Source organism: Undibacterium sp. Ren11W (assembly GCF_049340485.1).
Lineage (GTDB): Bacteria > Pseudomonadota > Gammaproteobacteria > Burkholderiales > Burkholderiaceae_D > Undibacterium.
The window spans coordinates 1-22,561 of the sequence record NZ_JBMPPB010000008.1 but is presented as its reverse complement, the minus strand read 5'-3'; the positions used below and the strand labels follow the sequence as shown (position 1 = coordinate 22,561).

At 50.0% G+C, this 22,561-nt stretch carries 20 protein-coding genes; 13 read left to right on the top strand and 7 right to left on the bottom strand.

Annotation, left to right across the window (positions count from 1 at the left end; all coding sequences use genetic code 11):
* The first annotated feature begins 38 nt into the window (after positions 1-38).
* From ACO0K8_RS16670 to ACO0K8_RS16645, 6 genes are all read left to right on the top strand, one after another.
* Positions 39-1,169 carry an anhydro-N-acetylmuramic acid kinase gene (locus ACO0K8_RS16670; protein WP_422947786.1) on the top strand — a complete coding sequence of 377 codons (1,131 nt, stop codon included), beginning with the start codon at positions 39-41 and terminating at the stop codon, positions 1,167-1,169.
* 76 nt (positions 1,170-1,245) lie between these two features.
* Positions 1,246-1,899 (top strand): DsbA family protein, encoded by a 654-nt coding sequence (locus ACO0K8_RS16665; RefSeq protein ID WP_422947785.1) that lies wholly within the window; start codon positions 1,246-1,248, stop codon positions 1,897-1,899.
* Between the two features lie 229 nt (positions 1,900-2,128).
* Positions 2,129-3,502, top strand: coding sequence for an alanine transaminase (gene alaC, locus ACO0K8_RS16660; protein ID WP_422947784.1), 1,374 nt, complete (start codon positions 2,129-2,131; stop codon positions 3,500-3,502).
* An 87-nt stretch (positions 3,503-3,589) separates the two neighbouring features.
* Positions 3,590-4,681, top strand: a complete 1,092-nt coding sequence (hisC, locus tag ACO0K8_RS16655) for a histidinol-phosphate transaminase (RefSeq protein ID WP_422947783.1) — start codon at positions 3,590-3,592, stop codon at positions 4,679-4,681.
* Positions 4,682-4,798: 117 nt separating this feature from the next.
* Positions 4,799-5,701 (top strand): aldo/keto reductase, encoded by a 903-nt coding sequence (locus ACO0K8_RS16650; RefSeq protein ID WP_422947782.1) that lies wholly within the window; start codon positions 4,799-4,801, stop codon positions 5,699-5,701.
* 155 nt (positions 5,702-5,856) lie between these two features.
* Positions 5,857-8,196, top strand: a complete 2,340-nt coding sequence (locus ACO0K8_RS16645) for a putative bifunctional diguanylate cyclase/phosphodiesterase (RefSeq protein WP_422947781.1) — start codon at positions 5,857-5,859, stop codon at positions 8,194-8,196.
* Here ACO0K8_RS16645 and ACO0K8_RS16640 read toward each other — a convergent pair.
* Positions 8,177-9,064: a LysR substrate-binding domain-containing protein gene (locus ACO0K8_RS16640; RefSeq protein ID WP_422947780.1), complete on the bottom strand. Its 888-nt coding sequence runs from the start codon at positions 9,062-9,064 to the stop codon at positions 8,177-8,179. The two genes, ACO0K8_RS16645 and ACO0K8_RS16640, sit on opposite strands and share 20 nt — an antisense overlap.
* A gap of 170 nt (positions 9,065-9,234) precedes the next feature.
* On the opposite strand from ACO0K8_RS16640, the gene ACO0K8_RS16635 reads away from it, so the two are divergent.
* Positions 9,235-9,786: a cob(I)yrinic acid a,c-diamide adenosyltransferase gene (locus ACO0K8_RS16635; RefSeq protein ID WP_422947779.1), complete on the top strand. Its 552-nt coding sequence runs from the start codon at positions 9,235-9,237 to the stop codon at positions 9,784-9,786.
* A 194-nt stretch (positions 9,787-9,980) separates the two neighbouring features.
* On the opposite strand, the gene dxs is transcribed toward ACO0K8_RS16635, so the two are convergent.
* The 3 genes from dxs to ACO0K8_RS16620 are packed head-to-tail and all read right to left on the bottom strand — an operon-like array spanning position 9,981 to position 13,021.
* Positions 9,981-11,870: a 1-deoxy-D-xylulose-5-phosphate synthase gene (dxs, locus tag ACO0K8_RS16630; protein ID WP_422947778.1), complete on the bottom strand. Its 1,890-nt coding sequence runs from the start codon at positions 11,868-11,870 to the stop codon at positions 9,981-9,983.
* 3 nt (positions 11,871-11,873) lie between these two features.
* Positions 11,874-12,770, bottom strand: coding sequence for a polyprenyl synthetase family protein (locus ACO0K8_RS16625; protein WP_422947777.1), 897 nt, complete (start codon positions 12,768-12,770; stop codon positions 11,874-11,876).
* Positions 12,767-13,021 (bottom strand): exodeoxyribonuclease VII small subunit, encoded by a 255-nt coding sequence (locus ACO0K8_RS16620; protein ID WP_422947776.1) that lies wholly within the window; start codon positions 13,019-13,021, stop codon positions 12,767-12,769. Before ACO0K8_RS16620 ends, ACO0K8_RS16625 begins: the two co-directional genes overlap by 4 nt.
* A 504-nt stretch (positions 13,022-13,525) precedes the next feature.
* On the opposite strand from ACO0K8_RS16620, the gene ACO0K8_RS16615 reads away from it, so the two are divergent.
* The gene (locus ACO0K8_RS16615; RefSeq protein WP_422947775.1) at positions 13,526-15,721 is read left to right on the top strand and encodes a DUF1631 family protein; all 2,196 of its coding nucleotides are present in this window, start codon (positions 13,526-13,528) and stop codon (positions 15,719-15,721) included.
* Between the two features lie 112 nt (positions 15,722-15,833).
* Here the strand turns inward: ACO0K8_RS16615 and ACO0K8_RS16610 are convergent, their stop codons facing one another.
* The gene (locus ACO0K8_RS16610; RefSeq protein WP_422947774.1) at positions 15,834-16,652 is read right to left on the bottom strand and encodes a lipase secretion chaperone; all 819 of its coding nucleotides are present in this window, start codon (positions 16,650-16,652) and stop codon (positions 15,834-15,836) included.
* On the opposite strand from ACO0K8_RS16610, the gene ACO0K8_RS16605 reads away from it, so the two are divergent.
* A complete protein-coding gene (locus tag ACO0K8_RS16605) occupies positions 16,651-16,818 on the top strand; it encodes a hypothetical protein (RefSeq protein ID WP_422947773.1) in 168 nt (55 codons plus the stop codon). The two genes, ACO0K8_RS16610 and ACO0K8_RS16605, sit on opposite strands and share 2 nt — an antisense overlap.
* A 29-nt stretch (positions 16,819-16,847) precedes the next feature.
* Here the strand turns inward: ACO0K8_RS16605 and ACO0K8_RS16600 are convergent, their stop codons facing one another.
* Positions 16,848-17,780 carry a lipase family alpha/beta hydrolase gene (locus ACO0K8_RS16600; RefSeq protein WP_422947772.1) on the bottom strand — a complete coding sequence of 311 codons (933 nt, stop codon included), beginning with the start codon at positions 17,778-17,780 and terminating at the stop codon, positions 16,848-16,850.
* Between the two features lie 540 nt (positions 17,781-18,320).
* Here ACO0K8_RS16600 and ACO0K8_RS16595 point away from each other — a divergent pair.
* The 3 genes from ACO0K8_RS16595 to ACO0K8_RS16585 all read left to right on the top strand — a co-directional run bounded on the left by ACO0K8_RS16595 (position 18,321) and on the right by ACO0K8_RS16585 (position 21,405).
* Positions 18,321-19,436, top strand: a complete 1,116-nt coding sequence (locus tag ACO0K8_RS16595) for an aromatic ring-hydroxylating oxygenase subunit alpha (protein WP_422947771.1) — start codon at positions 18,321-18,323, stop codon at positions 19,434-19,436.
* 45 nt (positions 19,437-19,481) lie between these two features.
* Positions 19,482-20,402 carry a DMT family transporter gene (locus tag ACO0K8_RS16590; protein WP_422947770.1) on the top strand — a complete coding sequence of 307 codons (921 nt, stop codon included), beginning with the start codon at positions 19,482-19,484 and terminating at the stop codon, positions 20,400-20,402.
* A 151-nt stretch (positions 20,403-20,553) separates the two neighbouring features.
* A complete protein-coding gene (locus ACO0K8_RS16585) occupies positions 20,554-21,405 on the top strand; it encodes a sulfurtransferase (protein WP_422947769.1) in 852 nt (283 codons plus the stop codon).
* Positions 21,406-21,466: 61 nt separating this feature from the next.
* Here the strand turns inward: ACO0K8_RS16585 and ACO0K8_RS16580 are convergent, their stop codons facing one another.
* Positions 21,467-22,168 (bottom strand): ZIP family metal transporter, encoded by a 702-nt coding sequence (locus ACO0K8_RS16580; protein ID WP_422947986.1) that lies wholly within the window; start codon positions 22,166-22,168, stop codon positions 21,467-21,469.
* Here ACO0K8_RS16580 and ACO0K8_RS16575 point away from each other — a divergent pair.
* Positions 22,104-22,238, top strand: coding sequence for a hypothetical protein (locus ACO0K8_RS16575; protein ID WP_422947992.1), 135 nt, complete (start codon positions 22,104-22,106; stop codon positions 22,236-22,238). The genes ACO0K8_RS16580 and ACO0K8_RS16575 overlap by 65 nt on opposite strands.
* Positions 22,239-22,561 lie beyond the last annotated feature (323 nt).

The window sequence follows — 22,561 nt, the reverse complement described above, 5'->3', positions numbered from 1 at the left end:
GTGTTCGGCCTTTTTTTATTCTGTGAGCTTTTTACTTTATGCACAATTCCATCAGTAATCTGTATATAGGTTTGATGTCAGGCACCAGTCTTGACGGGGTCGACGGCGTCTTAGTTGAGTTGCCGGACGTTGCCGGAGCGATGCGACTTTTGGCCACGGCCTATCAGCCATTCTCGCCTAGCTTCCGGCAGGATGCGATGGCCTTGCAGCAAGCAGGTGCCAACGAGATAGAGCGTGAAGCGTTGTTGGCAAATACCTTGGCCGAGCACTATGCGGTGTGTGTGAACGAACTATTACGACAGGCGCCGCAAGTGCAACGGCAACAGGTGAGGGCAATCGGCGCACACGGCCAAACGATACGGCATAGACCTGAGCTGGGATTTACGCGGCAAACGAATAATCCTGCTTTACTTGCTGAGTTGTGCGACATCGATGTGATTGCCGATCTGCGTAGCCGCGATGTCGCAGCTGGTGGTCAGGGCGCGCCTTTGGTGCCGGCCTTTCATCGAGCCGTGTTTGGGGCGGAGGGCGAGACCAGGGTCGTGCTCAATATCGGTGGCATCAGCAATATTAGTATTCTGCATGCCGATGGCAACACCAGTGGTTTCGATACCGGCCCGGGGAATGTGTTGATGGATGCCTGGATCGCCCAGCATCAGGGTAAAAGCTATGATGAAAACGGTAGCTGGGCAGCGCTGGGACAGATTGATACCGGCTTGTTAGGCAGTTTGTGCGATGAAGAATTTTTGCGTCAATGTCCACCCAAGAGTACCGGCCGCGATTTGTTCAGACCCGATTGGCTAATGCAAAAACTGGCGGATTTTAGCTGTGTCGCAGCGGTCAATGTGCAGGCGACTTTGTGCGCCTTCACTGCCGTCACGCTAGCCGACGCGATTTATCAACACGCGCCAGCGGCGAACGCCGTGTATGTCTGCGGTGGCGGTGCTTACAATGCCCGACTAATGCAAGAGCTGGCGCGACAGTTGCAACAACGAGGCTGCCTTGCAAGCGTCGCCAGCACACAAGTGCTGGGGGTCTCGCCGAATCATGTAGAAGCGCTGGCCTTTGCCTGGCTGGCACAACGATTTACTCTGCGCTTACCCGGCAATTTGCCGGAGGTGACAGGAGCCAAAGGTCTGCGCATACTCGGTGCGCTGTACCCGGCTTAAAATGCAGGAGTTCTAAACTCGATACAATCTGCTTTTGATTGATCGCAAAAAGATTGATCGCAAAAAGGGAAACTGAATGACACAATTTTTGTATATCGCCGATCCCATGTGCTCGTGGTGTTACGGCTTTGGTCCTGAATTACTGGCTTTGCTAGCGACTATGCCGGAGGCGCGTATTGATATTGTGCTGGGCGGTTTGCGTGCCTATAACAAGGACGTCATGGACGACGAAAAAAGAGCCATGATTCTAGAACATTGGCAGCATGTGGAAGAGGCCAGCGGCCTGCCTTTTACCCGCAATGGTATGGCGCAGCCTAACTTTATCTACGACACTGAGCCAGCCTGCCGTGCCGTGGTGGCCGCGCGTATTCTGGACGATGAGCTGCCCGGTAAATCCTTGTTGGTGGTGTTTCATGCGATCCAGCATGCGTTTTATGCCGAGGGCAAAGATGTCACGGATCTGCAGGTGCTGGCGCAAGTCGCCAGCGCAGCACTCAATCTCGCTGCCGATACCGATAGTTTTGACGCCCAGAGTTTTTATGAAACCCTGAGCGCGCCCGCCACCATGACCGAGACTGCGCATGATTTCGAGCAGGTGCAGCGCTGGGGGATCTCTGGTTTTCCTGCTTTACTGCTGGTGAAGCCAGACGGCTTGCATATGATCGCTGCCGGGTATACCAAGACGGCCAATCTCATCACAGCACTTTCACAAGTGCAGGCGGCTGAGTAGTTCCGCGCCGCTCTCAAAAAAATTAAAATGGCATAGACCGCTTGCGCATATTCCATGGGCTTCTCCAGCCTGCCTGGCTTGAAAGGCGCATGGGATATGCGTGGTAGGCCTACTCTAATTTGATTTTGAATTTAGCCTAGTCAAAATGGGATTTTAGCTTTAGTATTGTCAGCGAAGCATTAGCTTCAACGTCGCTCGGACGGTTCCGGGCGCTTACGTACAATCTATCATGACAAAAACTCTTACTCCGCCGGGCCGGGGTGCAGCTACTGCATCTGCTAACTCAACTCCAAGCTCAACTTCAAGCTCAATTCCAAGCTCAACTTCAAGCTCAATTCCAAGTTCTACTTCATCCGATACTTCGGTCGCGCATGCGGCAGTCGCCACTCCTAGTCTTCCCAAGTACAGCTTTTCGCGCATCAATCGCCTGCCTCCCTACGTCTTCAATATCACCGCTGAACTAAAAATGGCGGCGCGCCGACGTGGTGTCGATATCATCGACATGTCCATGGGTAATCCCGATGGTGCCACTCCACCACATATCGTCGCCAAGTTAGTGGAGGCGGCACAAAGGCCGGATACGCACGGCTATTCGGCGTCTAAAGGCATACCGCGTCTGCGCCGCGCCATCACGCATTGGTACAAGTCGCGTTACGATGTCAGCTTCGATCCAGAGTCGGAAGCGATCGTGACCATAGGCTCGAAAGAGGGGCTGGCGCATCTGATGCTGGCGACCCTCGATAAGGGCGACACCGTGCTGGTACCGAATCCTAGTTATCCGATTCATATTTATGGCGCAGTGATTGCGGGGGCTGACATACGCTCGATACGGATGAGTCCGGGTGTGGATTTTTTCGATGAACTAGAACGCGCGATACGCGAGAGCTACCCAAAACCGAAGATGATGATCTTTGGTTTTCCCTCGAACCCGACCGCGCAGTGTGTAGAACTTGATTTTTTTGAGCGTGTCGTCAAGCTGGCGAAAGAGCACAATATTCTGGTCGTGCACGACCTGGCCTATGCCGACATCGTGTTTGATGGCTGGAAAGCGCCTTCCATCATGCAAGTTGAGGGTGCGCGCGATGTCGCGGTAGAGTTTTTTACGCTCTCCAAGAGCTATAACATGGCCGGTTGGCGCATAGGATTTATGGTTGGTAATAAGGAGCTGGTAGCGGCTTTGGCACGCATCAAGAGTTACCATGATTACGGCAGTTTTACGCCGGTACAGGTGGCGGCAATTGCGGCATTGGAAGGTGACCAGACTTGCGTCAAAGAGATTTGCGATAAATACCAGCGGCGTCGTGATGTGATGGTCAAGGGCTTGCACGAGATGGGCTGGATGGTCGCGATACCTAAGGCCTCAATGTATATCTGGGCGCGCATTCCTGAACCATATCGCCATCTGGGATCTTTGGAATTTGCCAAGCTGGTGCTGGAAAAAGCCAAGCTTTGCATTTCTCCTGGTATAGGTTTTGGCGATTATGGTGATGAGTATGTGCGCTTTGCCTTAATCGAAAACGAAGCCCGTAGTCGCCAGGCTTTACGCGGCTTAAAAGCCATGTTCAAGGACGAGTTACTACACGCGCCTCAGCCCAGTGCATAAGCGCATTTAAGCAACTGGTCGCGGCCACGCTGACGCGGCAACGTCCAGCGTCAGCGTGGTTTTTAGTTCATATTTTTGAGAGTAAGCATGAGTCAATACTGGAGTGAAGTGGTGCATAGTCTTAGCCCTTATGTGCCGGGTGAACAACCAAAAATGGCGGACATGATTAAGCTCAATGCGAATGAAAACCCGTATCCACCTTCGCCCCAGGTCTTAGCTGCCATACATGCAGCGGCATCGGGCGACTTGCGTTTGTACCCGAATCTTGAGAATTTAAAGCAGCAGATCGCCACCTATTATCAGGTGCTGCCCGAGCAGGTATTTCTAGGCAATAGCTCGGATGAAGTATTGGCGCATACTTTTCTCGCTTTGCTAAAACAAGATTTGCCGATCTTGTTCCCGGATATTACTTACGGCTTCTATCCTACTTTTTGTGCGCTGTATCAGATCGCCTATACCACGCTGGCTTTACGCGATGATTTTAGCTTGAATCTGGACGATTATTTGCGGCCAAACGGCGGTATGATTTTCCCAAATCCCAATGCGACCACCGGACGCCTGCTGCCCCTTAGCGAGATAGAGTGTCTATTGCAAGCCAGTCCGGATACTGTGCTGGTGGTGGATGAGGCTTACATCGATTTTGGTGGCAGCTCGGCAGTCAAATTGGTAAATCACTACCCCAATTTATTGGTGGTGCAAACCTTGTCAAAAGCCCGTTCTTTGGCCGGTTTACGGGTCGGTCTGGCAATTGGCCATAAAGATTTGATTGCAGCCTTAGAGCGCGTGAAAAACAGCTTTAATCCGTTTCCCTTGGATCGTATCGCGATTGCCGCTACTGCTGCCGCATTTAACGACGAGGCCTATTTTAAGCAATGCTGCTCAGCCATCATCGTCAGTCGCGACCTACTGGTGGATGGCCTGGAACAATTAGGTTTTGACGTCGTACCGTCCGCCGCCAATTTTGTCTTGATGCGCCATCCTCAGCATGACGCGCTGGAGATTCAAGCTTATCTGCGCAGTCAGGCCATTATCGTGCGGCATTTTAATCAAGACCGCATCACCCAGCATTTACGGGTAAGCATAGGCACAGAGCAAGAGTGCGCTACACTGCTGCAGGCTTTAAAGACATATATAGCGCAAAACCGCCCCAGCGTCGCTGCACTCGCCTTGCCATACTAAAGTGCTGTCTTGGGCGCTGCGCCTAGCTGGAACAATTTTGCGTAAGTTGTAATAGAGAAGATCAATCTTAAGTCTGATCTTCTATCAATCAATAAACGAGATAGTGAGATAACGAGCATGCAGACACCCAGCCTAAAAATTGCGCCACAAGGCCCGCATTTTTCCCGTATTGTGCTCGGCTTGTGGCGCATGGCTGATTGGGCGATGTCCCCGCAACAGCGACTCAGCTTTTTGGAGCAGGCACTGGAATTGGGCATTACCACGCTGGATCAAGCCGATATTTATGGCGATTATCAAAGCGAGGCTTTGCTAGGCGAAGCGCTGGCGCTGGCACCGCAATTGCGTCAGCGACTGCAGATAGTGAGTAAATGCGGTATCAAGCTGCTGTCGCCACATCGACCGGCACATCAGATTCAGCACTACGATACCAGCCGCGCGCATATCATCGCCTCGGCCGAAAATTCTTTGCGCAGGATGGGAATACACCAGCTCGATTTGTTGTTGATACACCGTCCCGATCCCTTGATGGACGCCGACGAGATCGCCGAAGCGTTCCAGATTCTGCAGCAAAGTGGCAAGGTCAGGCATTTTGGCGTGTCGAATTTTTCTCCGGCACAGTTTGATTTACTCGCCTCGCGCATTCCGCTGGTGACCAACCAGATTGAGCTGTCGCTGCTGCATATGACTCCGATGCATGATGGCAGCCTCGATCAATGTCAGCGGCTGCGCATTGCCCCCATGATCTGGTCGGCGCTGGCCGGTGGTCGCTTGATGAGTGACACCAGCGAGCAAGGCCTGCGCGTGCGGCAGGCCTTAGTGACGCTAGCCTCCGAACTGGGGGTGACTGAGGCGAGCGTGGCCTTGGCCTGGATACTGCAGCATCCGGCTAAGCCACTAGTGCTCACCGGCTCCGGACGCGTTGCCGCCTTACGCGAAGCAGTGGCCGCTACTGCCATCAGCTTGACTCGTGAACAGTGGTTTTCCTTGTGGTGCGGATCTGCCGGGCGCTCGGTGGATTAACTCTAATTTAGCAAGATGTCTCTTGCGAAAGTTGTTGACGTAAATTGTTGGCGTAAGTCTGCTGGTAAATAATTGCTGGTAAGCGTATAAAGTAAAGCATTCCCGTAGCGAAAATGTGTTTTGTCCTAGCGATGTCTCTCTTGAGAGCCTAAGCCTTGAAAACTTTTTTTCAGTTCATACGCAAGCAATTTATTCGCGTCAAACATCCCGCCACTGATATTCAGCATTGGCGTGAAGAAGTGTTTTCTGCCATCTTGTCGGTAACACTGCTACTGGGATTACTTACCGCGATACCGAGTATTTTATTGGCGATCAGCGATCGCTTGTGGGCCGTGATCGTCATGGACATCGTGGCGATAGCCTGGATCGCGATTCTCTGGTCCTTACGGGCTTTGTCTTATGCCTCCAGAGTCTGGAATTTTCTCCTTATCTTATTTCTTCTTGGGGTATTTTTTTTACGGGCGGTCGGCCCGGTCGGGCAGATATATTTAATGGCTTTCCCTGCCATGGCGGCATTATTGCTGGGATTGCGGCCAGCGGTTTACTGTTTGATCGTCAATGCCATCACCTTAATGGTGGTTGGGTATTTTTTTGATATTAATATTCACCTGGCCGGGCTTGCCGACAAACCCTTATTGCGCTGGGCGGTGATTACCTTAAATTTTTCACTGATCAGCTCGGTGATCACGATCTCATGCGGTGTGCTGTTGCAACGTCTGGAAAAATCCTTAAAAGACCAGGGCTTGGTCGCTGACTCCTTACGCAGCACAAATGAAGAGTTGCGCCTGATCTCAGCAGCGGTGGGGCAGCTGAGCGATATGGTGGTGATTTCGCGCGTTAGTGAAGAGGCCGATGGCGAGTCGCTGATTGTTTTTGTGAACCAAGCTTTTGAACACCAGTCTGGCTATAAGAGTGCTGACGTGTTGGGACGTATGCCAAGAGATTTCCACGGAAAAAATACGCAGCCGGAAGAGCTGGCGCGGATACGGCAAGCAGTTGCGCAGCATGAATGGGTGCATAGCGAACTAATCGCTTACACAAAAAGCGGCGAGGAGTACTGGTTGGAAGTAGTCATACAACCGGTGGCCGATAGTGACGGTAAATATACGCATGAGGTGATGGTTGGACGGGATATCACCGCGAGGAAAAAAGCTGATTCAGATATCCATTCACTGGCTTATTTTGATGTTTTGACGGGTTTGCCAAATCGCCGCTTGCTGCTCGACAGGATAGGGGTGTTGCTGGCCACGGCACAACGTAGCGGTCTGTTTAGCGCGGTGTTATTTATTGATCTTGACCACTTTAAATACATCAACGATGCTCGCGGTCATGCGACGGGCGATGCCGTTCTTAGGGCCGTTGCCAAGCGCTTAAGCAATATGTTGCGCGAAGTGGATACGGTCGCGCGGATTGGTGGTGATGAGTTCGTGGCCTTGATCGCTAATGTGGCAAAAGAGAGTCATTCCAGCGCAGCTATCGCCTTGAGCATTTCCGAAAAAATCCGTGCCGAGATTGCGAAACCTTTCGAGATCGATGCGCAAACCTATACCTGCGGCTGCAGTATAGGCGTGACGTTAATGCCTAAGCCCGGGCAAACTAAAGAGGATTTATTGCGCGAGTCTGATACTGCTATGTATCGCGCGAAAATGGCAGGACGCAATCAGATTGCTTTCTTTGAGGAGAATATGCAGGTAGAAGTGGAGAACCGGCTCACCATGGTACGTGACCTGGCGAACGCAATCGCTAACGAGCAAATGCAGATGTTTATGCAAGCGCAGGTCGATAGTTTAGGCAATACCGTCGGTGCCGAACTGTTGATGCGCTGGACTCATCCTACGCGAGGCGCGGTTTCTCCCGCCGAGTTTATTCCGGTGGCTGAGGAGTCTGGGATCATCGTGCAATTAGGCGATTGGGTCTTGCAGCAAGCCTGTCTGGTATCGCTGAAGCTTACGGCCCAGGGCCGGGCTTTCCCTCTGTCGATTAATGTCAGTCCCAAGCAATTTCGGCAGATCGACTTTGTCGAGAAAGTGCGTTTCACGCTGCAGGCCAGTGGCGCCGATCCGGCGGCACTCATTTTTGAAGTTACCGAAGGTTTGTTGATCGACAATCTACAAGAAACTATCATACGTATGCGTGAATTGTGCCAATTGGGCATACGGTTTTCTATCGATGATTTTGGGACTGGCTATTCCAGCCTGTTTTATCTCAAACGACTGCCTTTGTATGAGCTAAAAATCGATAAGAGTTTTATCCGCGACACCCCCACAGACCCGAGTGACACCGCCATCGTGCAGGCGATTTTGGCGATGGCGAAACATCTGGGTTTAAGGGTGGTGGCAGAAGGAGTTGAGACGCGCGAACAGGCTGATTTTTTGATCGCGAGTGCTTGCGATAGCTTGCAAGGCTATTTATTTTCTCGCCCGCTTCCGGTTGATGCATGGCTGCAGCAACCGGAGGCCGCGAGCGAAAATATGCTTAGGCTTGCTGATAAGTAGTCTGTATCCAAGCTATGAATAATTGGACTTCCGGACGCATGATGGCTTGCGCCTCATGCACCAGATAATAGGCATGCGGTGGCGCGTCCAGTTGGGTTTCAAACAGACGCACTACTTCTCCGCTTTCGATTAAATCCTGCGCAAAATGCTGACGCGTCAAGCCGACGCCATGCCCATGTTTGACCGCTTCTAGTAACAAACCCAGATCGTCGATACGCAAACCGCTGGTGGGCTCAGGCCAATCTAATCCTGCCACTTCAAACCAGGGTTGCCAAGGCTCCAGTGCCGAACGCAAGAGCTTGGCGTGGCGCAGATCGTTCGGCGTCTTAATCGGCGCAATGGTCTTGAGGTATTCTGGGCTAGCGACCAGAAAGGCTGGTTCGACGAAGAGTTTTTTGGTGACCAGATTCGGATACTCGCCAGCGCCGAAGCGCACTTCCACATCGCTCTCCGACAGACTCAGATCATACAGTGGCACAAATAAAAATATTTCTATCTCTATTTCGGGATGTTTGCGGGTAAATTCTGCCAGCTTGGGCATGAACATATAGCGTGCAAAGGTTGGCGGCACCGTGACTTTGACGCGCAATTGGTTTTGCGTGCTCTTGTTGGGTAAGGGGAACTCGGCCAAGGTGCGTAAGGCAACCCTGACCACGTCGAGATAACGGCGACCGAATTCGGTCAGCGTGACGCTCCGGCCTTCCCGCACAAAAACACGTTCACATAAATGCTCTTCCAGCAGGCGTATTCTATGCGACAGGGCAGACGGCGTGATGCACAGTTCTTCGGCGGCGACGGCAAACGAACTATGCCTGGCTGCGGCTTCAAAGGCGGACAGTGCGTGTACCGGGGGGAGTCGTGTTGCCATGAGTGTTCCAGATAAAATAAATTTTTGCGGGCTCCCAGGGCGTAGCTATAGGAGCTGCACCAGCGCTTTTTTCTGCGCTTTTTTCTGTGATTTTGACTATGCTCTATTATGATGCGTTAGCAGCCGAATTCACGTATGCTTTCCGACTTCCTGTTTAATAATTGGCGAATATGGGCAATAGACTCTCAAAAATAGCAACACGCACCGGTGATGCCGGTACCACCGGGTTGGGTGACGGCAGCCGTGTCGATAAAGATGCGCTGCGGGTACACGCCATGGGCGATGTGGATGAACTCAATTCGCAGATAGGTGTACTGATCTGCGAGGATATTCCTGCGCAGATGCGGCATGAGCTGGTGTCGATACAGCATGATCTGTTCGATATGGGCGGCGAATTAAGCATACCCGGTTACACCATGATTACCGAAGCGCAGGTGACGCGGCTCGATAGTTTGCTGGCGTTTTACAATGCCGACCTGCCGCCTTTGCGCGATTTTATTTTGCCGGGTGGCTCACGTGCCGCCGCCATCGCGAATGTTTGCCGCACCGTGTGCCGACGTGCCGAACGCGTGATCGTCAGTGTCGGTAAGAGCGAAGCGATCAATGATGCGCCACGTCAGTACATGAATCGTTTGTCGGATCTCTTGTTTGTGTTGTCGCGGGTGCTTAATCGCTATGCCGGTGGCGCCGATGTGATTTGGGAAAAAGAACGCCAACGCTGATCTCTGTTTGGCGAGCATGATTCATATACTCCCGCTTATTTGAATAGAAATGGCTTATTTGCGCATATGCCGTATGCGCAATGAAAATATACTAGGTGGGGGTATATTGGTATTGCCAATAAAAAAGCCAGCGAGATCGAATTTCGCTGGCTTTTTTTATTGGCGTTTTAAGGAGCGGCTTATCCGCGTCCGTATCAGCTGTTCACGGCTATTTTGGGCATGCTACTGAGTTCGCTGGCAAAGCGCTCGCGAATCGAGCTTTCGATACCGCTGGCATCGAGACCGCATAAGCTCAGCAACAGCGTCGGATCGCCGTGGTCGATAAATTTATCTGGCAAACCGAGTATCAGCAAAGGCTTGCAAATCCCCGCTTCGGCCAGGGCCTCGGCCACGGCAGAACCGGCGCCGCCCATACGGCAGCCTTCTTCTACTGTCACCAGCACATCGTGGCTCTCGGCCAAAGATTTCAGCAGTTCCACGTCGAGTGGTTTGATGAAGCGCATATTCGCCAATGTCGCATCGAGTTTGTCGGCGGCTTTGAGGGCAGTATGCACCATAGAGCCGAACGCCAGAATCGCGATGCGGCTGCCATTGCGTTTCAGTTCGCCTTTGCCGATAGGCAGGCTAGTGAGTTCTTGTTCTACCACCGCACCGATACCAGCACCGCGTGGATAACGGATCGCCGCTGGCCCCGGGTAGTGGTAGCCGGTAGTGAGCATCTGGCGGCATTCGTTTTCATCCGAGGCGGCCATCACGATCATATTTGGGATGCAGCGCAAATACGCGATGTCGTAATTGCCGGCATGCGTGGCACCATCAGCACCGACCAGACCGGCACGGTCGAGCGCGAAGGTGACGTCCAGATTTTGCAGCGCCACATCGTGAATCAATTGATCGTAGGCGCGCTGCAAAAAGGTCGAATAAATTGCCACTACCGGTTTTAGTCCTTCGCAGGCGATGCCGGCGGCAAAGGTGACCGAGTGTTGTTCGGCGATGCCGACATCGTAATAACGCTTAGGGAATCGTTGTTCGAATTCGACCATGCCCGAGCCTTCGCGCATGGCGGGCGTGATGCCTACCAGTTTGCTATCTTGCGCCGCCATGTCGCACAACCATTTGCCAAATACCTGGGTATAGGTTTGTTTGGCTGGCGTGCTGGCCGGTTTGATGCCTTCGGCAGGATTGAATTTGCCGGGGCCGTGATACAAAATAGGATCGGCTTCCGCCAGTTTGTAGCCTTGACCTTTTTTGGTCACTACATGCAAAAATTGCGGACCCTTAAGATTTTTAATGTTTTGCAGAGTCGGGATCAGTGAATCGAGATCGTGACCGTCGATAGGACCGATGTAATTGAAACCAAATTCTTCAAACATGGTGGCCGGCACTATCATGCCTTTGGCGTGCTCTTCAAAGCGTTTTGCCAGTTCGAGTACCGGTGACGGCAATACCGATTTGCCGACATTGCGCGCAGCGGCGTAAAACTTGCCCGACATCAGACGTGCCAGATGGCGATTCAGTGCCCCTACCGGCGGCGAGATCGACATGTCGTTATCGTTGAGGACGACCAGCATATTGATGTCGTCATATACGCCGGCATTGTTCATCGCCTCAAACACCATGCCGGCAGTCATGGAGCCATCGCCGATGATGGCCACCGAATGACGACTTTCGCCCTTAGTTTTTGCCGCCAGCGCCATCCCTAAGGCGGCAGAAATCGAGGTCGAAGAGTGACCCACGCCGAAGGTGTCATAAGGGCTCTCTGCGCGGCGCGGAAAACCAGAGACGCCCTCGTATTGGCGCAAGCTATGCATCTGATCGCGTCTGCCCGTTAAAATTTTATGCGGATAAGTTTGATGTCCAACATCCCAGATCAGGCGGTCTTCCGGCGTATTAAATACATAGTGCAGAGCAATCGTCAGCTCTACCGTCCCCAGATTCGAAGAAAGGTGCCCGCCTGTCTTGGAGACCGAGTCGATCACGAAATGTCGCAACTCATCGGCCAGCGGCGGCAATTGCGCACGCGTCAGCTTGCGCAGATCGGCTGGGCTATCAATATGTTGGAGTAAGTTGGTAAGGTGGGTCATTGCTTAGGCTTTCCGCTGCACGATCAGATCTGCCAGGTCGCGCAGTAGTTGGGCTTTTTCGCCAAATGGCAAGAGTGCTTGATGCGCATCATGGCAGAGTTTTTCTGCCAGCGCACAAGAGGCTTCTAATCCAAGTAACGAGACATAGGTAGGTTTGTTATCGACTGCGTCTTTGCCTGCAGTTTTCCCCAGTGTTGCCGAATCCGCGGTGGCATCTAAAACATCGTCAACTACTTGAAAGGCTAAACCAATGGCGTTGGAATAGGCATCGAGAGCGCTCACTTCGGTATCTGACAACGCTTTACCGCTCATCGCGCCCATCAAGACCGAGGCACTTAACAGCGCACCGGTCTTTAGTCTGTGCATTTGTTCCAGTTCATCAAGCTTTAATGCCAGCCCTACACTGGCAAGATCGATGGCCTGACCGCCGCACATGCCGGTGGAGCCAGCCGCGCGCGCCAATAACTGCAGCATGGATAATTTGCATTCGGCACTGGCATCGCCTTCGGCTAACACCAAAAAAGCCTGAGCTTGCAGTGCATCTCCAACCAGGAGCGCAGTTGCCTCATCGTATTTGACGTGTACTGTGGGTTTGCCGCGGCGTAGCGCATCGTCGTCCATGCAGGGCATGTCGTCATGCACCAAGGAATAAGCATGAATCATTTCTAAAGCTGCCGCGGCACGAGTGAGTAAGCTGATAGGCGCATCAAACAGGCGACCAGCGGCAAATACTAAGAGCGGACGTACCCGCTTGCCGCCATCTAAGGCGGCATAGCGCATCGCTTCGTGTAAGCGGGTCGGCAACCTTGTACTAGCGGGAAGTAAATGGGCAAGGGCGATTTCAAACTCGACTTGGGTCGATTTCATCCATGCCTGGAACTGCGACATCGGTATGCTCATGCCTGAACCTCGTTGCTGTCGTCACTGGAGTAGGGTTTGAGTAATCCTGCGTCAAGAATTTTGACTTGCTGCTCGACTTTATTGAGTTGATCGGCACAATATTTAATGAGTTCCGAACCCCGTTGGTAGGCGCTTACTGATGCCTCCAATGCCAAATCGCCAGCTTCCATTTGCGCAACCAACTCTGATAGCTCGGCCATGGCATTTTCAAAGGAAGACGGTGCGCTACTGATGGGTAATTTTTTTGACATAATCGCTTGCAGGTGAAAAAGGAGTTCAACCCATCATTTTAGAGCAAAGCTATTCTTGCGTGTGAAGTTATCAATCAGATTAGTAGTTTGCCACTCTAGGGAGGGTGTTCTGTGGAAGATTCTCGTTAATTCATGTTTAAGTAGTAATTTTCGCTTAGGATGGGATATTTTTGATCTAGAGAACGCCGCTTATAGGTGAGGAGTTTTTTCCTTGATATTATTTCTCTTGTGCGAAAAATATGTTTCCATCAGGCTTTACAACTAGTTACACTTCTTGGCTTTTTGCATCTGGGCAATACAGGGATAATACATAAAATAGTGCTGAAAAGAAGCTAAAATTGTGATACAAGCATTTCCATGTGGAAATTATCCGTATATAGTCAAGTCACATTCGGTGATCTCGTTTTGCGTAGTATAGTAAAGCTGTAAGTTAATTGATTTTAAAGACAATTTAGTTTTTGGGAAATTAATCATCGTTGCAAGTAAGAGTGAAGAAGTGTCATTATGTTACCTACCTCAGCTAAAAAACAGAGTGGTATTCATCCGCGAGTGTTAAAAACACCGGCGGAAATTTGGCATGGCCTGATGCAACAGGCGACGCATATGACGGTGGCGCAGATTGATGCGTTTTTGGCCCGCTTGTCGAACGCTTTACTGGCTGCCTCAGAGCAATCGACTGATTCTAAAGAGGCCAACCTGAGTTTTCATGCCGGACAGTTACTCAAAGAAAATGGTTACTCATTCTATTACTTGGCTTCGGCGGCCATAGAAGCTAATTTCCGTAAAGAGATAGAAGCACTGCAAATCAAGACCGAATCTTTGCTCAATCAGCAAGATGTTGCGTTGACTTTGGTCAGCTACGAAGAAATGGATGCGAAGCTGGCCTTGGCAAAGCTCAGTCGAACCTTGGAGTTAGCCTGCGCTGAGGAGCTTACTGCACTCAATATGCGGCTGGCAAAATTAATGGACTGCGATAGCGTTGGTATTGCGCAAAATCCATTTCGTCCAGATATTTTCCTCAAAACCATGCAAGCAGTTTGGCGTGAATTTATCCCCGATTCCGCGGCCCATCATCTAATTCTCTCGTTTTTACGGACTGACATCCTGTTTGAGTTGGCACCAATTTACCGTGCACTTAACGAGACTTTGGTGAGTCAGGGTATTTTGCCAGACTTGCAGGAGTCCTATCGCGTCAAGAAAACCGCGAGCAGTGTAACGGCAAAAGCCGAAATCGATGCCGAGCCAGAAACCGAGACTTTGAATAGTCATGTCGCGCAAAAACTGAGAAAGTATTTTTCTGCCAATCAGTCGTTACAGGGCAGCACTGAACAAAATCATTTTGGTGTGCCGCAATTTGGCGGCGATGTGGCGGATCAGGTGTCTCGTGCGGTGGACACCAAGCTATTTCAGTATTTAGCTGATTTGCAAAAAAATATGGCCATTTCTCAAATGGCCACTGGAACGCAAGATTTCATGCGTCTGTCGCAGATCCGCGAGCAGATGCCAGAATTGGCAAATAATGGCGTAGAAAAGCACACGCTAGATTTACTCTCTAAAATATTTGATACCGTATTTCGCAATCAGGATATTCCTAAGCAGATTAAAGAACTTATTTCTTTATTGCAGGTGCCAGTCTTAAAAGCTGCCCTGATGGATAAGGAATTTTTCTTTCAAGATACACATCCTGCGCGCCGTTTAATTGACCTGTTGTCTAAACACAGTGTTTCTATCGATCAGGATAAGGGGCATAGTGACCCTCTGTACCTGGCGATGAAAGAAAACGTCAGTCGTGTGCAGCGGGAGTTTGACCAGCAAGTCGATACCTTTGACAGTGTCGTTTCTGATCTGGAAAAATATGTCGCGAAAGAAGAGGCGGAAAACGAGCAGGCCTTGCAGTTGCCGATTACTCAGGCTCTGAAGAAAGAAAAATTTAAACAGGCTAATTTTGCTGCGAAAAATGAAGTCGCCCTGCGCGTACGCACTGGTGAGGTGTTGGCGTTTGTAGAGACCTTTCTTGAAAATCGTTGGATTAAAGTATTGACGCTTGCCTATAGCGTTAAAGACGATAAGCCGCAAGCGGTAGCGGATGCCATCAAAACCATGGACGATCTGATTTGGAGCGTGAAGCCGAAAATTAATTTAGAAGAGCGCCAGGAAATGGTGAGTCGCTTACCCGCGATCTTGGTGCGCCTGAATAAATGGTTAAGTCTGATTAAATGGGATGAGTCCGATCAGTTGCAGTTTTTTTCTGAATTGGCTGAATGTCATGCTTCTATCGTTCGTGCTCCCTTAGATCTGACGCCAGAGCGCCAGTTAGAAATCGCAGTTGAAGTTGCTCAGCAGGCGGCCGAGCGCCGTTTGGAAAAACGTGCACAAGAGGAAGCAGGTCAGCCAGCTGACATCGCAGCCGATGATTTTACTGGCATCGTTGCCAGCCTTGAGCGCGGAGTTTGGCTACAATTTACCCGTAAGGATGATAGTACACATAATGTCAGGCTGGCCTGGGTCAGTCCTATGCGTAGTTTGTACATTTTTACTTCCAGTCAAAAAGAGAAATCATTCTCGGTCTCGACTGAAGAATTGGAACAAAGTTTCCGAGAGCAACGCGCGCAAATTCTAGTATTAGATAAAGTGGTCGATCGCGCCTTGGTGGCTGCACTGGACGAGCTTCCAGTACAGGAAGAAGTGGCTTCAGAGTAAAGTTTTAAACTCGGTCTTGATGTCAGGTCTTACAACCGAGCTTCACATACTAGTACTAGTCTGATCGTTCGTCTTGGATTTCACTCCCTGCCTGAAAACATTAATTGTCTACCTATTCATAGGCTGCCAATCGCATTTGTTCGGCGCGACTGAAATTTTTGTCGCGCAGAATTTGTAATTCACTTGAAGCAGATGGTGCAGGGTTTTTTTGTTCAATTTCTGGTAATTGTTTGCGCTCTTGTAAATACACGGCAATCCGGTTTTTCCATTGTGCTTCGTCCACATCAAGTGCGGCCAGTCTGGCCGCTGCCTCCGGCGATGTATTGGCAGCGCGCATCCGATAAATCTCATCCTCGCTAGCGCCCTGCTGGCGCAGCTTAGACACATTTTCCGCCAGGCGTAGAATTTTATACGGGGCCTCTTTTTCTTCCCGCAATGCGTTCGGCATGGCGGCATCTAAAGCATGGTATTTGCTGGTTTTCTGGGCCTCACTCAGGGTTTTGTCTTCGCTGATTTCAAAGCGAGCGACAGCATCGGTATCGTAGATGTCATCGGCGCCAAACATCGCAGTATTTTCATTTTGACTAAAATAACGGGAGCGCATATTTTGCATACCTTGTAGACGTAATTTCATGGCCTTGGCTCCGCTACCAGTCAGGCCAGGGGCTTTTTCCAGTTCAACTAAATCTTGTTTGTAGCTTAAATAACGTGCCAGCACTTCTTTGCCTTGGGCGGCAGCTGGGCGACTTAAGGTCTTATCGAGTTCTATTTCTATTTCTAAGCGTATATCGGGCAGGCTTTTTTCACCTATAGCGGCGAGAAAATAGTCAAACATGCGTCTTAATTCAATATCGATTTTTAAGGTATCGCCAGTTTGGTTTGCTGCGCCGTCTGCTTGCGTCCCCTGCATCGATTTGACGAAGGAAAACATGTCCCTATTCGGTAAGGATTTTGTCTCTGTCTTCGAACTTGAGCCCAAATCCGTGTCGGATGTTGATGAGTTTACATACGAAAAAAATGCGACGCCAAGTACTGCGATTGACGTCACCGAAATGATACAAATTTTTTTGCTATTCATGGATGAATTGTTCCGGTGAAATTTTCTTTGAAACTTTCGACCTAAAATCTATAGACCTAGATTTTTCAAACGATTCGCTTGTTGGCGAAATATTGTGACAGGATTGGTTTCAAAAATATTGACTAAACCTATCGTTTGATTGACTTCATCCAAATGGTTCATTGCATAGTCATCGCGAATAACCTTGCCCAAATGGGAGGAGCAGCTAGATACCAGACCATCATTTTTTTCAAAACCAAATGCCAGCGCAGTGAGTGCCAAGGCTGGATCTAAAATATCCAGTACATTCGTATAAGGCTGGGCGCCGCTCCACGAGAAATACGCTACGCCATTGACTTGATACGCCCCTTCGCCACAACTGCTAGTAGGGACTCCTTCTGGATGTGCCGCATTGAATTTCAAAGAGCCAGCAGTGCTCAAAGAGTTAACCGCGGCTTGAGAATTTTGCGTCAGGCCTTTGCCACCGGATAGAAAGTTGATGACGGTCGCCAGGCCATTTGTAATTGAGACGATGACGGCGTTGCTGAGTGAACCGGCTGGCGCGATACCCATTAAAAAATCCGCCACTTTAGAGCCGCGATTGACCCCGCCGATAGAGGTGACCGATGCCACCAGATCAGGCCTGACCGATGCTACATAGCGTGCGGTTGGGCCACCATGACTATGTCCGATTAAATTGATTTTTCCGCTGCCAGTGACGGCAAGAATTTGTTTGACTTGGTTGAGTAATTGCTCACCGCGTACCTCGGTGCTATTTGCGGCTGCTACCTGAGTGGTATATACCTTAGCGCCGTCAGCACGTAGGGCTGAGGGAACACCATAAAAATACTCGACTGGGCCAATATTATCGAATCCAAACAGACCATGCACTAGTACGATAGGGTATTTGGTGGCTGTATAAGTGCCAGCCCACGCTGCTGTTGGCAGTATTGTCGCGCTAAGAGCTAGTACCGCTATTTTTTTTAAAAAATTCTTATTCATTTTTTGTCTCGTTTGTATAGTTATTTATTATTTAAAATGAAACCGGGCTTTTATCCGCGCCCTTTGCAAACTCTCCTTCAATAAGATTTTGATAAAATAAAAGATAGCTTGTGCTTATTTTTTGAGCAAGACGTCTAGATGCTTGAAAAGCATCACATTTTTATTTCCAGCTTCGAAAATGTATTTCCCAGAAAAAATAATTATTCGTTTTTCACTGCTAGATGAGTCGCAGAAAAATTGAGAATAGTTTAATTAGACTAAACTCACTAAAAACACGGAAAGAGCGGCGATGTGTGGTTTTAATCTTTATGAATGTGAGCATTTGTTACAAATTGGGTTACTCATGAAAACCAGAAAATAGACGTGCTTAAGCTAGGCGAGCGCGCAAATTTTCGATTCGGGTATAATGCTGGGTTCTGTCCAAAATTTCCTCTTCAAGTTTTTTTGAATTTTCTTACGAGCGTTCCTGGTTCTTAAGAAAACTGGTATTTCTGGATTCTTTCTCCTTTAGGTTGGTGTAAATTAATTTGGGGGGTGGGGATGTCCGATCTGGCTTCTTTTTCCAAACTCGCGCGTTCTGACGCGCAACTTCCGGTTCACGTGTATTTTGATCAAGCGCTATTGCAGCGCGAAATCACGCAACTTTTCCAATCTGGTCCGCGTTATGTTGGCCATGAATTGATGGTGCCCAATGTCGGCGACTTTGCTACGCTGGTCTCTGAGAATGAGGGGCGCATGCTGGTGCGCAGTGCCCAGGGCATAGAGCTAATGTCGAACGTCTGTCGGCATCGTCAGGCATTGATGTTTGGCGGACCTGGCACCAATGGGCGTGGCAATGCCAAGAATATTGTCTGCCCTTTGCATCGCTGGACCTATGATTTAAAAGGTGAGTTGATAGGTGCACCGCACTTTGCCGATACGCCTTGCCTGAACCTCTCTAAAACGCCATTGCAAAATTGGAATGGTCTGTTGTTCGAGCAGAATGGTTACAACGTCATGGAAAAAATGGCGCAGCTTAGCGTCACACAAGATATCGATTTTAGTGGCTACATGCTGGATCACGTCGAAGTACATGAGTGCGACTACAACTGGAAGACTTTTATTGAAGTTTATCTGGAAGATTATCACGTTGAACCGTTTCATCCAGGCTTGGGAAGTTTTGTCACTTGTGATGATTTACGCTGGGAGTTTGGCGAGGATTACAGTGTACAGACGGTAGGCGTGAATAATGGTTTGCTCAAGTCCGGCTCGGAAAAATATCGGGCCTGGCAAGAGCAGGTCTTAAAATATCGCAATGGCGAAGCCCCGAAATATGGCGCGATTTGGCTGACCTTGTATCCCAACATCATGGTTGAATGGTATCCGCACGTGCTGGTGGTTTCTACTTTGTGGCCGACTGCGACAGGTAAGACCAAAAATGTAGTCGAGTTTTATTATCCGGAAGAAATCGTTCTGTTTGAGCGCGAGTTTATCGAGGCCGAACGCGCCGCCTATATGGAAACCTGCATAGAAGACGATGAAATCGGGATGCGCATGGACAGCGGGCGTAAGGCCTTGTTCGATCGTGGTGTCAGTGAAGTCGGTCCTTATCAATCACCGATGGAAGATGGCATGCAGCACTTCCATGAATGGTATCGACGCAAAATTGATTTTTAATTAAAAAAGGGGGAGCGCTGCTCTCCTTTTTTTTGGGTGTGGAATATGCAATCCTTGTGGATGTTGCTGGCGAGCTTTTTGTTTTCTATCATGGGAGTGTGCGTCAAGCTCGCCTCTTCGTATTACAGTACCGCCGAAATTGTGGCGTATCGTGGTGTGATTGGTATGTTGATGGTGTTTGCCTTGATGCGCTGGCAGGGACAGAGCTTGCGGACTCGCATGGCGAGCCATCATCTGTGGCGCGGCATGATCGGTGTCACCTCTCTTTGGTTGTGGTTTTATGCCATAGGACGCCTGCCTTTGGCGATGGCGGTCACCCTCAATTACATGTCACCAATATGGATCGCGGCCATCCTGTTTGGCGGCGCATGGCTGCATAAAAAGAAGCAGTTAGAGCCAGGTTTATTGGTGGCTATAATTTTTGGTTTTGTTGGTGTCGTCTTGCTGTTGCGTCCCGCTATGCACGCCGAACAAATCACCGGAGGGATCATCGCTCTGGTCTCCGGCATGCTGGCTGCATTAGCTTATTTGCAGGTACGTCAGATGGGCTTACTGGGAGAGCCAGAATCGCGGGTGGTGTTTTATTTTTCGACCTGCTGTGCAATTGCCGGCGTCATTGGCACCCTGTTGGCGGGCGCTATGCATGGCAGTTCCAATCTGCCAGTCTGGCATACGCATCAGGCCAAAAGTCTGTTGTTATTGCTAGTTCTTGGTTTAACGGCGGCAAGCGCCCAAATTGCCATGACGCGCGCCTACCGCTTGGGTAACACGCTAGTGACGGCCAACTTGCAATATGTAGGCATCGTGTTTTCCAGTATTTGGGATGTACTGATTTGGAACGATGCCTTGGATCTGATGAGCTGGTTAGGAATCGTGGTGATACTTGGTAGTGGCTTGATCGCCACTTACTATAATAATAAAAATACGACACCTAAGCTGGCGAACGACCCCATCAGTTCTGAATAATTCTAAAGGTATTTTTCTGCATGTTGGTTACTTTGTCAGGATGTAAGACCATAATTTGGAAAATTTGTCGTCGCGTACGACATCGTGTATTTTGTGGCTGAGCTTAACGGTATTTCTATTCACTTTATTGAATTTCAAAACAGGAGTCTGAATGTATACGACATTAATATCTGCAACGCAATTAGCTAGCCTAAGCGAGCAAGCAAATACCGTCATTCTAGATTGTCGGCATGATTTAATGGATGCCAGCTTCGGCCAAAAAGCCTATGCGACTGGGCATTTGCCTGGGGCCCAATTTGCCCATCTTGATTTGCATTTATCTGGAAAAAAACTGGCCGCTGACGGCAGTTTTAATGGTCGTCATCCCCTGCCTGACAGAGACCAATTTATACAGAATTTACAGGCATGGGGCATTAATAATGACACGCAGGTGATCGCTTACGATGCGCATGGCGGCATGTATGCGGCAAGGCTGTGGTGGTTATTGCGCTGGGTTGGACATGCTGCGGTAGCGGTCTTGGATGGCGGTTTGCCAGCTTGGACGGCCTTGGGCTTGCCTTTGAGTCAGAGCGAGCCGCAGCTGGCCTGCGGTGCGATTCAGGCTCGGCCTAGTTTGGTCAGCCAGGTCAGCGTCGATCAGGTTCTCGCGAACGTAGCGAGTTCCGAGCTGATACTGGTCGATGCCCGCTCTCCTGATCGCTATCGTGGCGAAAACGAAAGCATAGACCCGGTCGGCGGGCATATTCCCGGCGCCAAAAATCGCTTCTTTAAGGATAATCTGCAAGTCGATGGCAGTTTTAAGTCCGCACTACAATTGCGGCAAGAATGGAGCACCGTGCTTACTGACAGTAACAAGGCCATCATGCAGTGCGGCTCAGGCGTGACGGCCTGTCATAACTTACTGGCTTTGGAAGTTGCAGGCTACACTGGTGCCAGCCTCTATCCGGGTTCCTGGAGCCAATGGTGCGCGGTGGCAGAGCGTCCGGTAGCGCTAGGCGCCTGATGTGTCTAGGGAACCGCTTGAGGCCATCGAGCCGCTCCCAAGTCGCCCCAGCGTCACTTATTTAGTGATGGCGGGTGACGAATAACACCAGCAGCACGCCACAGCCTATCAACAGTATTTGCGGTATTGTTTCGCGCAAGGTGGCGCGTCTTTGCATTTGTGGCATTAAATCGCTGACAGCGATATAAATAAAGCCGGAAGAGGCGAATACCAAGACGTAGGGAATCAGATTACTGGCGTCCTCCAACATGTAAAATCCGAGCACGCCACCAACCACCGCCATCAGGCTGCAAATGAGATTGTAGACATAGGCGCGGGTGCGTGAAAATCCGGCATTCAACAGAATAATGAAGTCACCAATTTCTTGCGGGATTTCGTGGGCAATGATCGCCAATCCCGTCACTAAGCCTAGTTTTGGGTCAGCCAGAAAGGCTGCCGCAATCAGTATGCCATCGGTAAAATTGTGCATGCCGTCACCGACCAAAATCATCCATCCTGCCTTACCTGCTTCATGCGCATCATGACCGTGTTCATGATGATGGCCATCACCTTCGTGGTGATGCGAGTGCCGTAAAATCGCAAATTTTTCCAATAGAAAAAAGGCCAGTAAGCCAGCTAACAAACAGGCAAACAGAGAGCGCGGATCGGTGCCAGACTCAAACGCCTCGGGTAAGGCATGCAGCAACGAGGTCGACAGCATGATGCCTACCGATAAGCTGACCATGCGCTCTACCATTTTAGATAGTAGCGAAAATGAAAATATGGCGGCTGCGGTAATGCTCAAGACGCCAGCAACGGCGGTAGCAAAGAGTATGGATAAGAGCGTGGAGTGAATTTTAAACCTCGAATTTTCGTGCATTTGCAACTAGGTTGCAAATTAGAACATAGACTGGACTTTTGTGCAAACCATCGCCGCGTTGGCTAGCGAACTAAACAAGAAATGCCAGCGTAAGTCCAGCTCAAATAAGGGGAAAATAAAATACGTATGGCCTGAAGGCGCATATTCCATGCGGGCTGCAGGCTAGCATTGCGACGTAAACTTCGAATTGCGACATTCAAGGGCAAAAAAACAAAGGGTTGAGATAGGAGATGGAGTACCTTTGTGGTGTTCAAAGCCGAAAGGACACGCCATGAAATTCACCCATCTCAACCGCCA

Coding starts and splice junctions, on each gene's coding strand:
- ACO0K8_RS16670 (WP_422947786.1), top strand. CDS start 39: ATGCACAATTCCATCAGTAATCTGTATATAGGTTTGATGTCAGGCACC.
- ACO0K8_RS16665 (WP_422947785.1), top strand. CDS start 1,246: ATGACACAATTTTTGTATATCGCCGATCCCATGTGCTCGTGGTGTTAC.
- alaC (WP_422947784.1), top strand. CDS start 2,129: ATGACAAAAACTCTTACTCCGCCGGGCCGGGGTGCAGCTACTGCATCT.
- hisC (WP_422947783.1), top strand. CDS start 3,590: ATGAGTCAATACTGGAGTGAAGTGGTGCATAGTCTTAGCCCTTATGTG.
- ACO0K8_RS16650 (WP_422947782.1), top strand. CDS start 4,799: ATGCAGACACCCAGCCTAAAAATTGCGCCACAAGGCCCGCATTTTTCC.
- ACO0K8_RS16640 (WP_422947780.1), bottom strand. CDS start 9,064: ATGGCAACACGACTCCCCCCGGTACACGCACTGTCCGCCTTTGAAGCC.
- ACO0K8_RS16635 (WP_422947779.1), top strand. CDS start 9,235: ATGGGCAATAGACTCTCAAAAATAGCAACACGCACCGGTGATGCCGGT.
- dxs (WP_422947778.1), bottom strand. CDS start 11,870: ATGACCCACCTTACCAACTTACTCCAACATATTGATAGCCCAGCCGAT.
- ACO0K8_RS16625 (WP_422947777.1), bottom strand. CDS start 12,770: ATGAGCATACCGATGTCGCAGTTCCAGGCATGGATGAAATCGACCCAA.
- ACO0K8_RS16620 (WP_422947776.1), bottom strand. CDS start 13,021: ATGTCAAAAAAATTACCCATCAGTAGCGCACCGTCTTCCTTTGAAAAT.
- ACO0K8_RS16615 (WP_422947775.1), top strand. CDS start 13,526: ATGTTACCTACCTCAGCTAAAAAACAGAGTGGTATTCATCCGCGAGTG.
- ACO0K8_RS16605 (WP_422947773.1), top strand. CDS start 16,651: ATGTCCCTATTCGGTAAGGATTTTGTCTCTGTCTTCGAACTTGAGCCC.
- ACO0K8_RS16610 (WP_422947774.1), bottom strand. CDS start 16,652: ATGTTTTCCTTCGTCAAATCGATGCAGGGGACGCAAGCAGACGGCGCA.
- ACO0K8_RS16600 (WP_422947772.1), bottom strand. CDS start 17,780: ATGAATAAGAATTTTTTAAAAAAAATAGCGGTACTAGCTCTTAGCGCG.
- ACO0K8_RS16595 (WP_422947771.1), top strand. CDS start 18,321: ATGTCCGATCTGGCTTCTTTTTCCAAACTCGCGCGTTCTGACGCGCAA.
- ACO0K8_RS16590 (WP_422947770.1), top strand. CDS start 19,482: ATGCAATCCTTGTGGATGTTGCTGGCGAGCTTTTTGTTTTCTATCATG.
- ACO0K8_RS16585 (WP_422947769.1), top strand. CDS start 20,554: ATGTATACGACATTAATATCTGCAACGCAATTAGCTAGCCTAAGCGAG.
- ACO0K8_RS16575 (WP_422947992.1), top strand. CDS start 22,104: ATGATGCCTACCGATAAGCTGACCATGCGCTCTACCATTTTAGATAGT.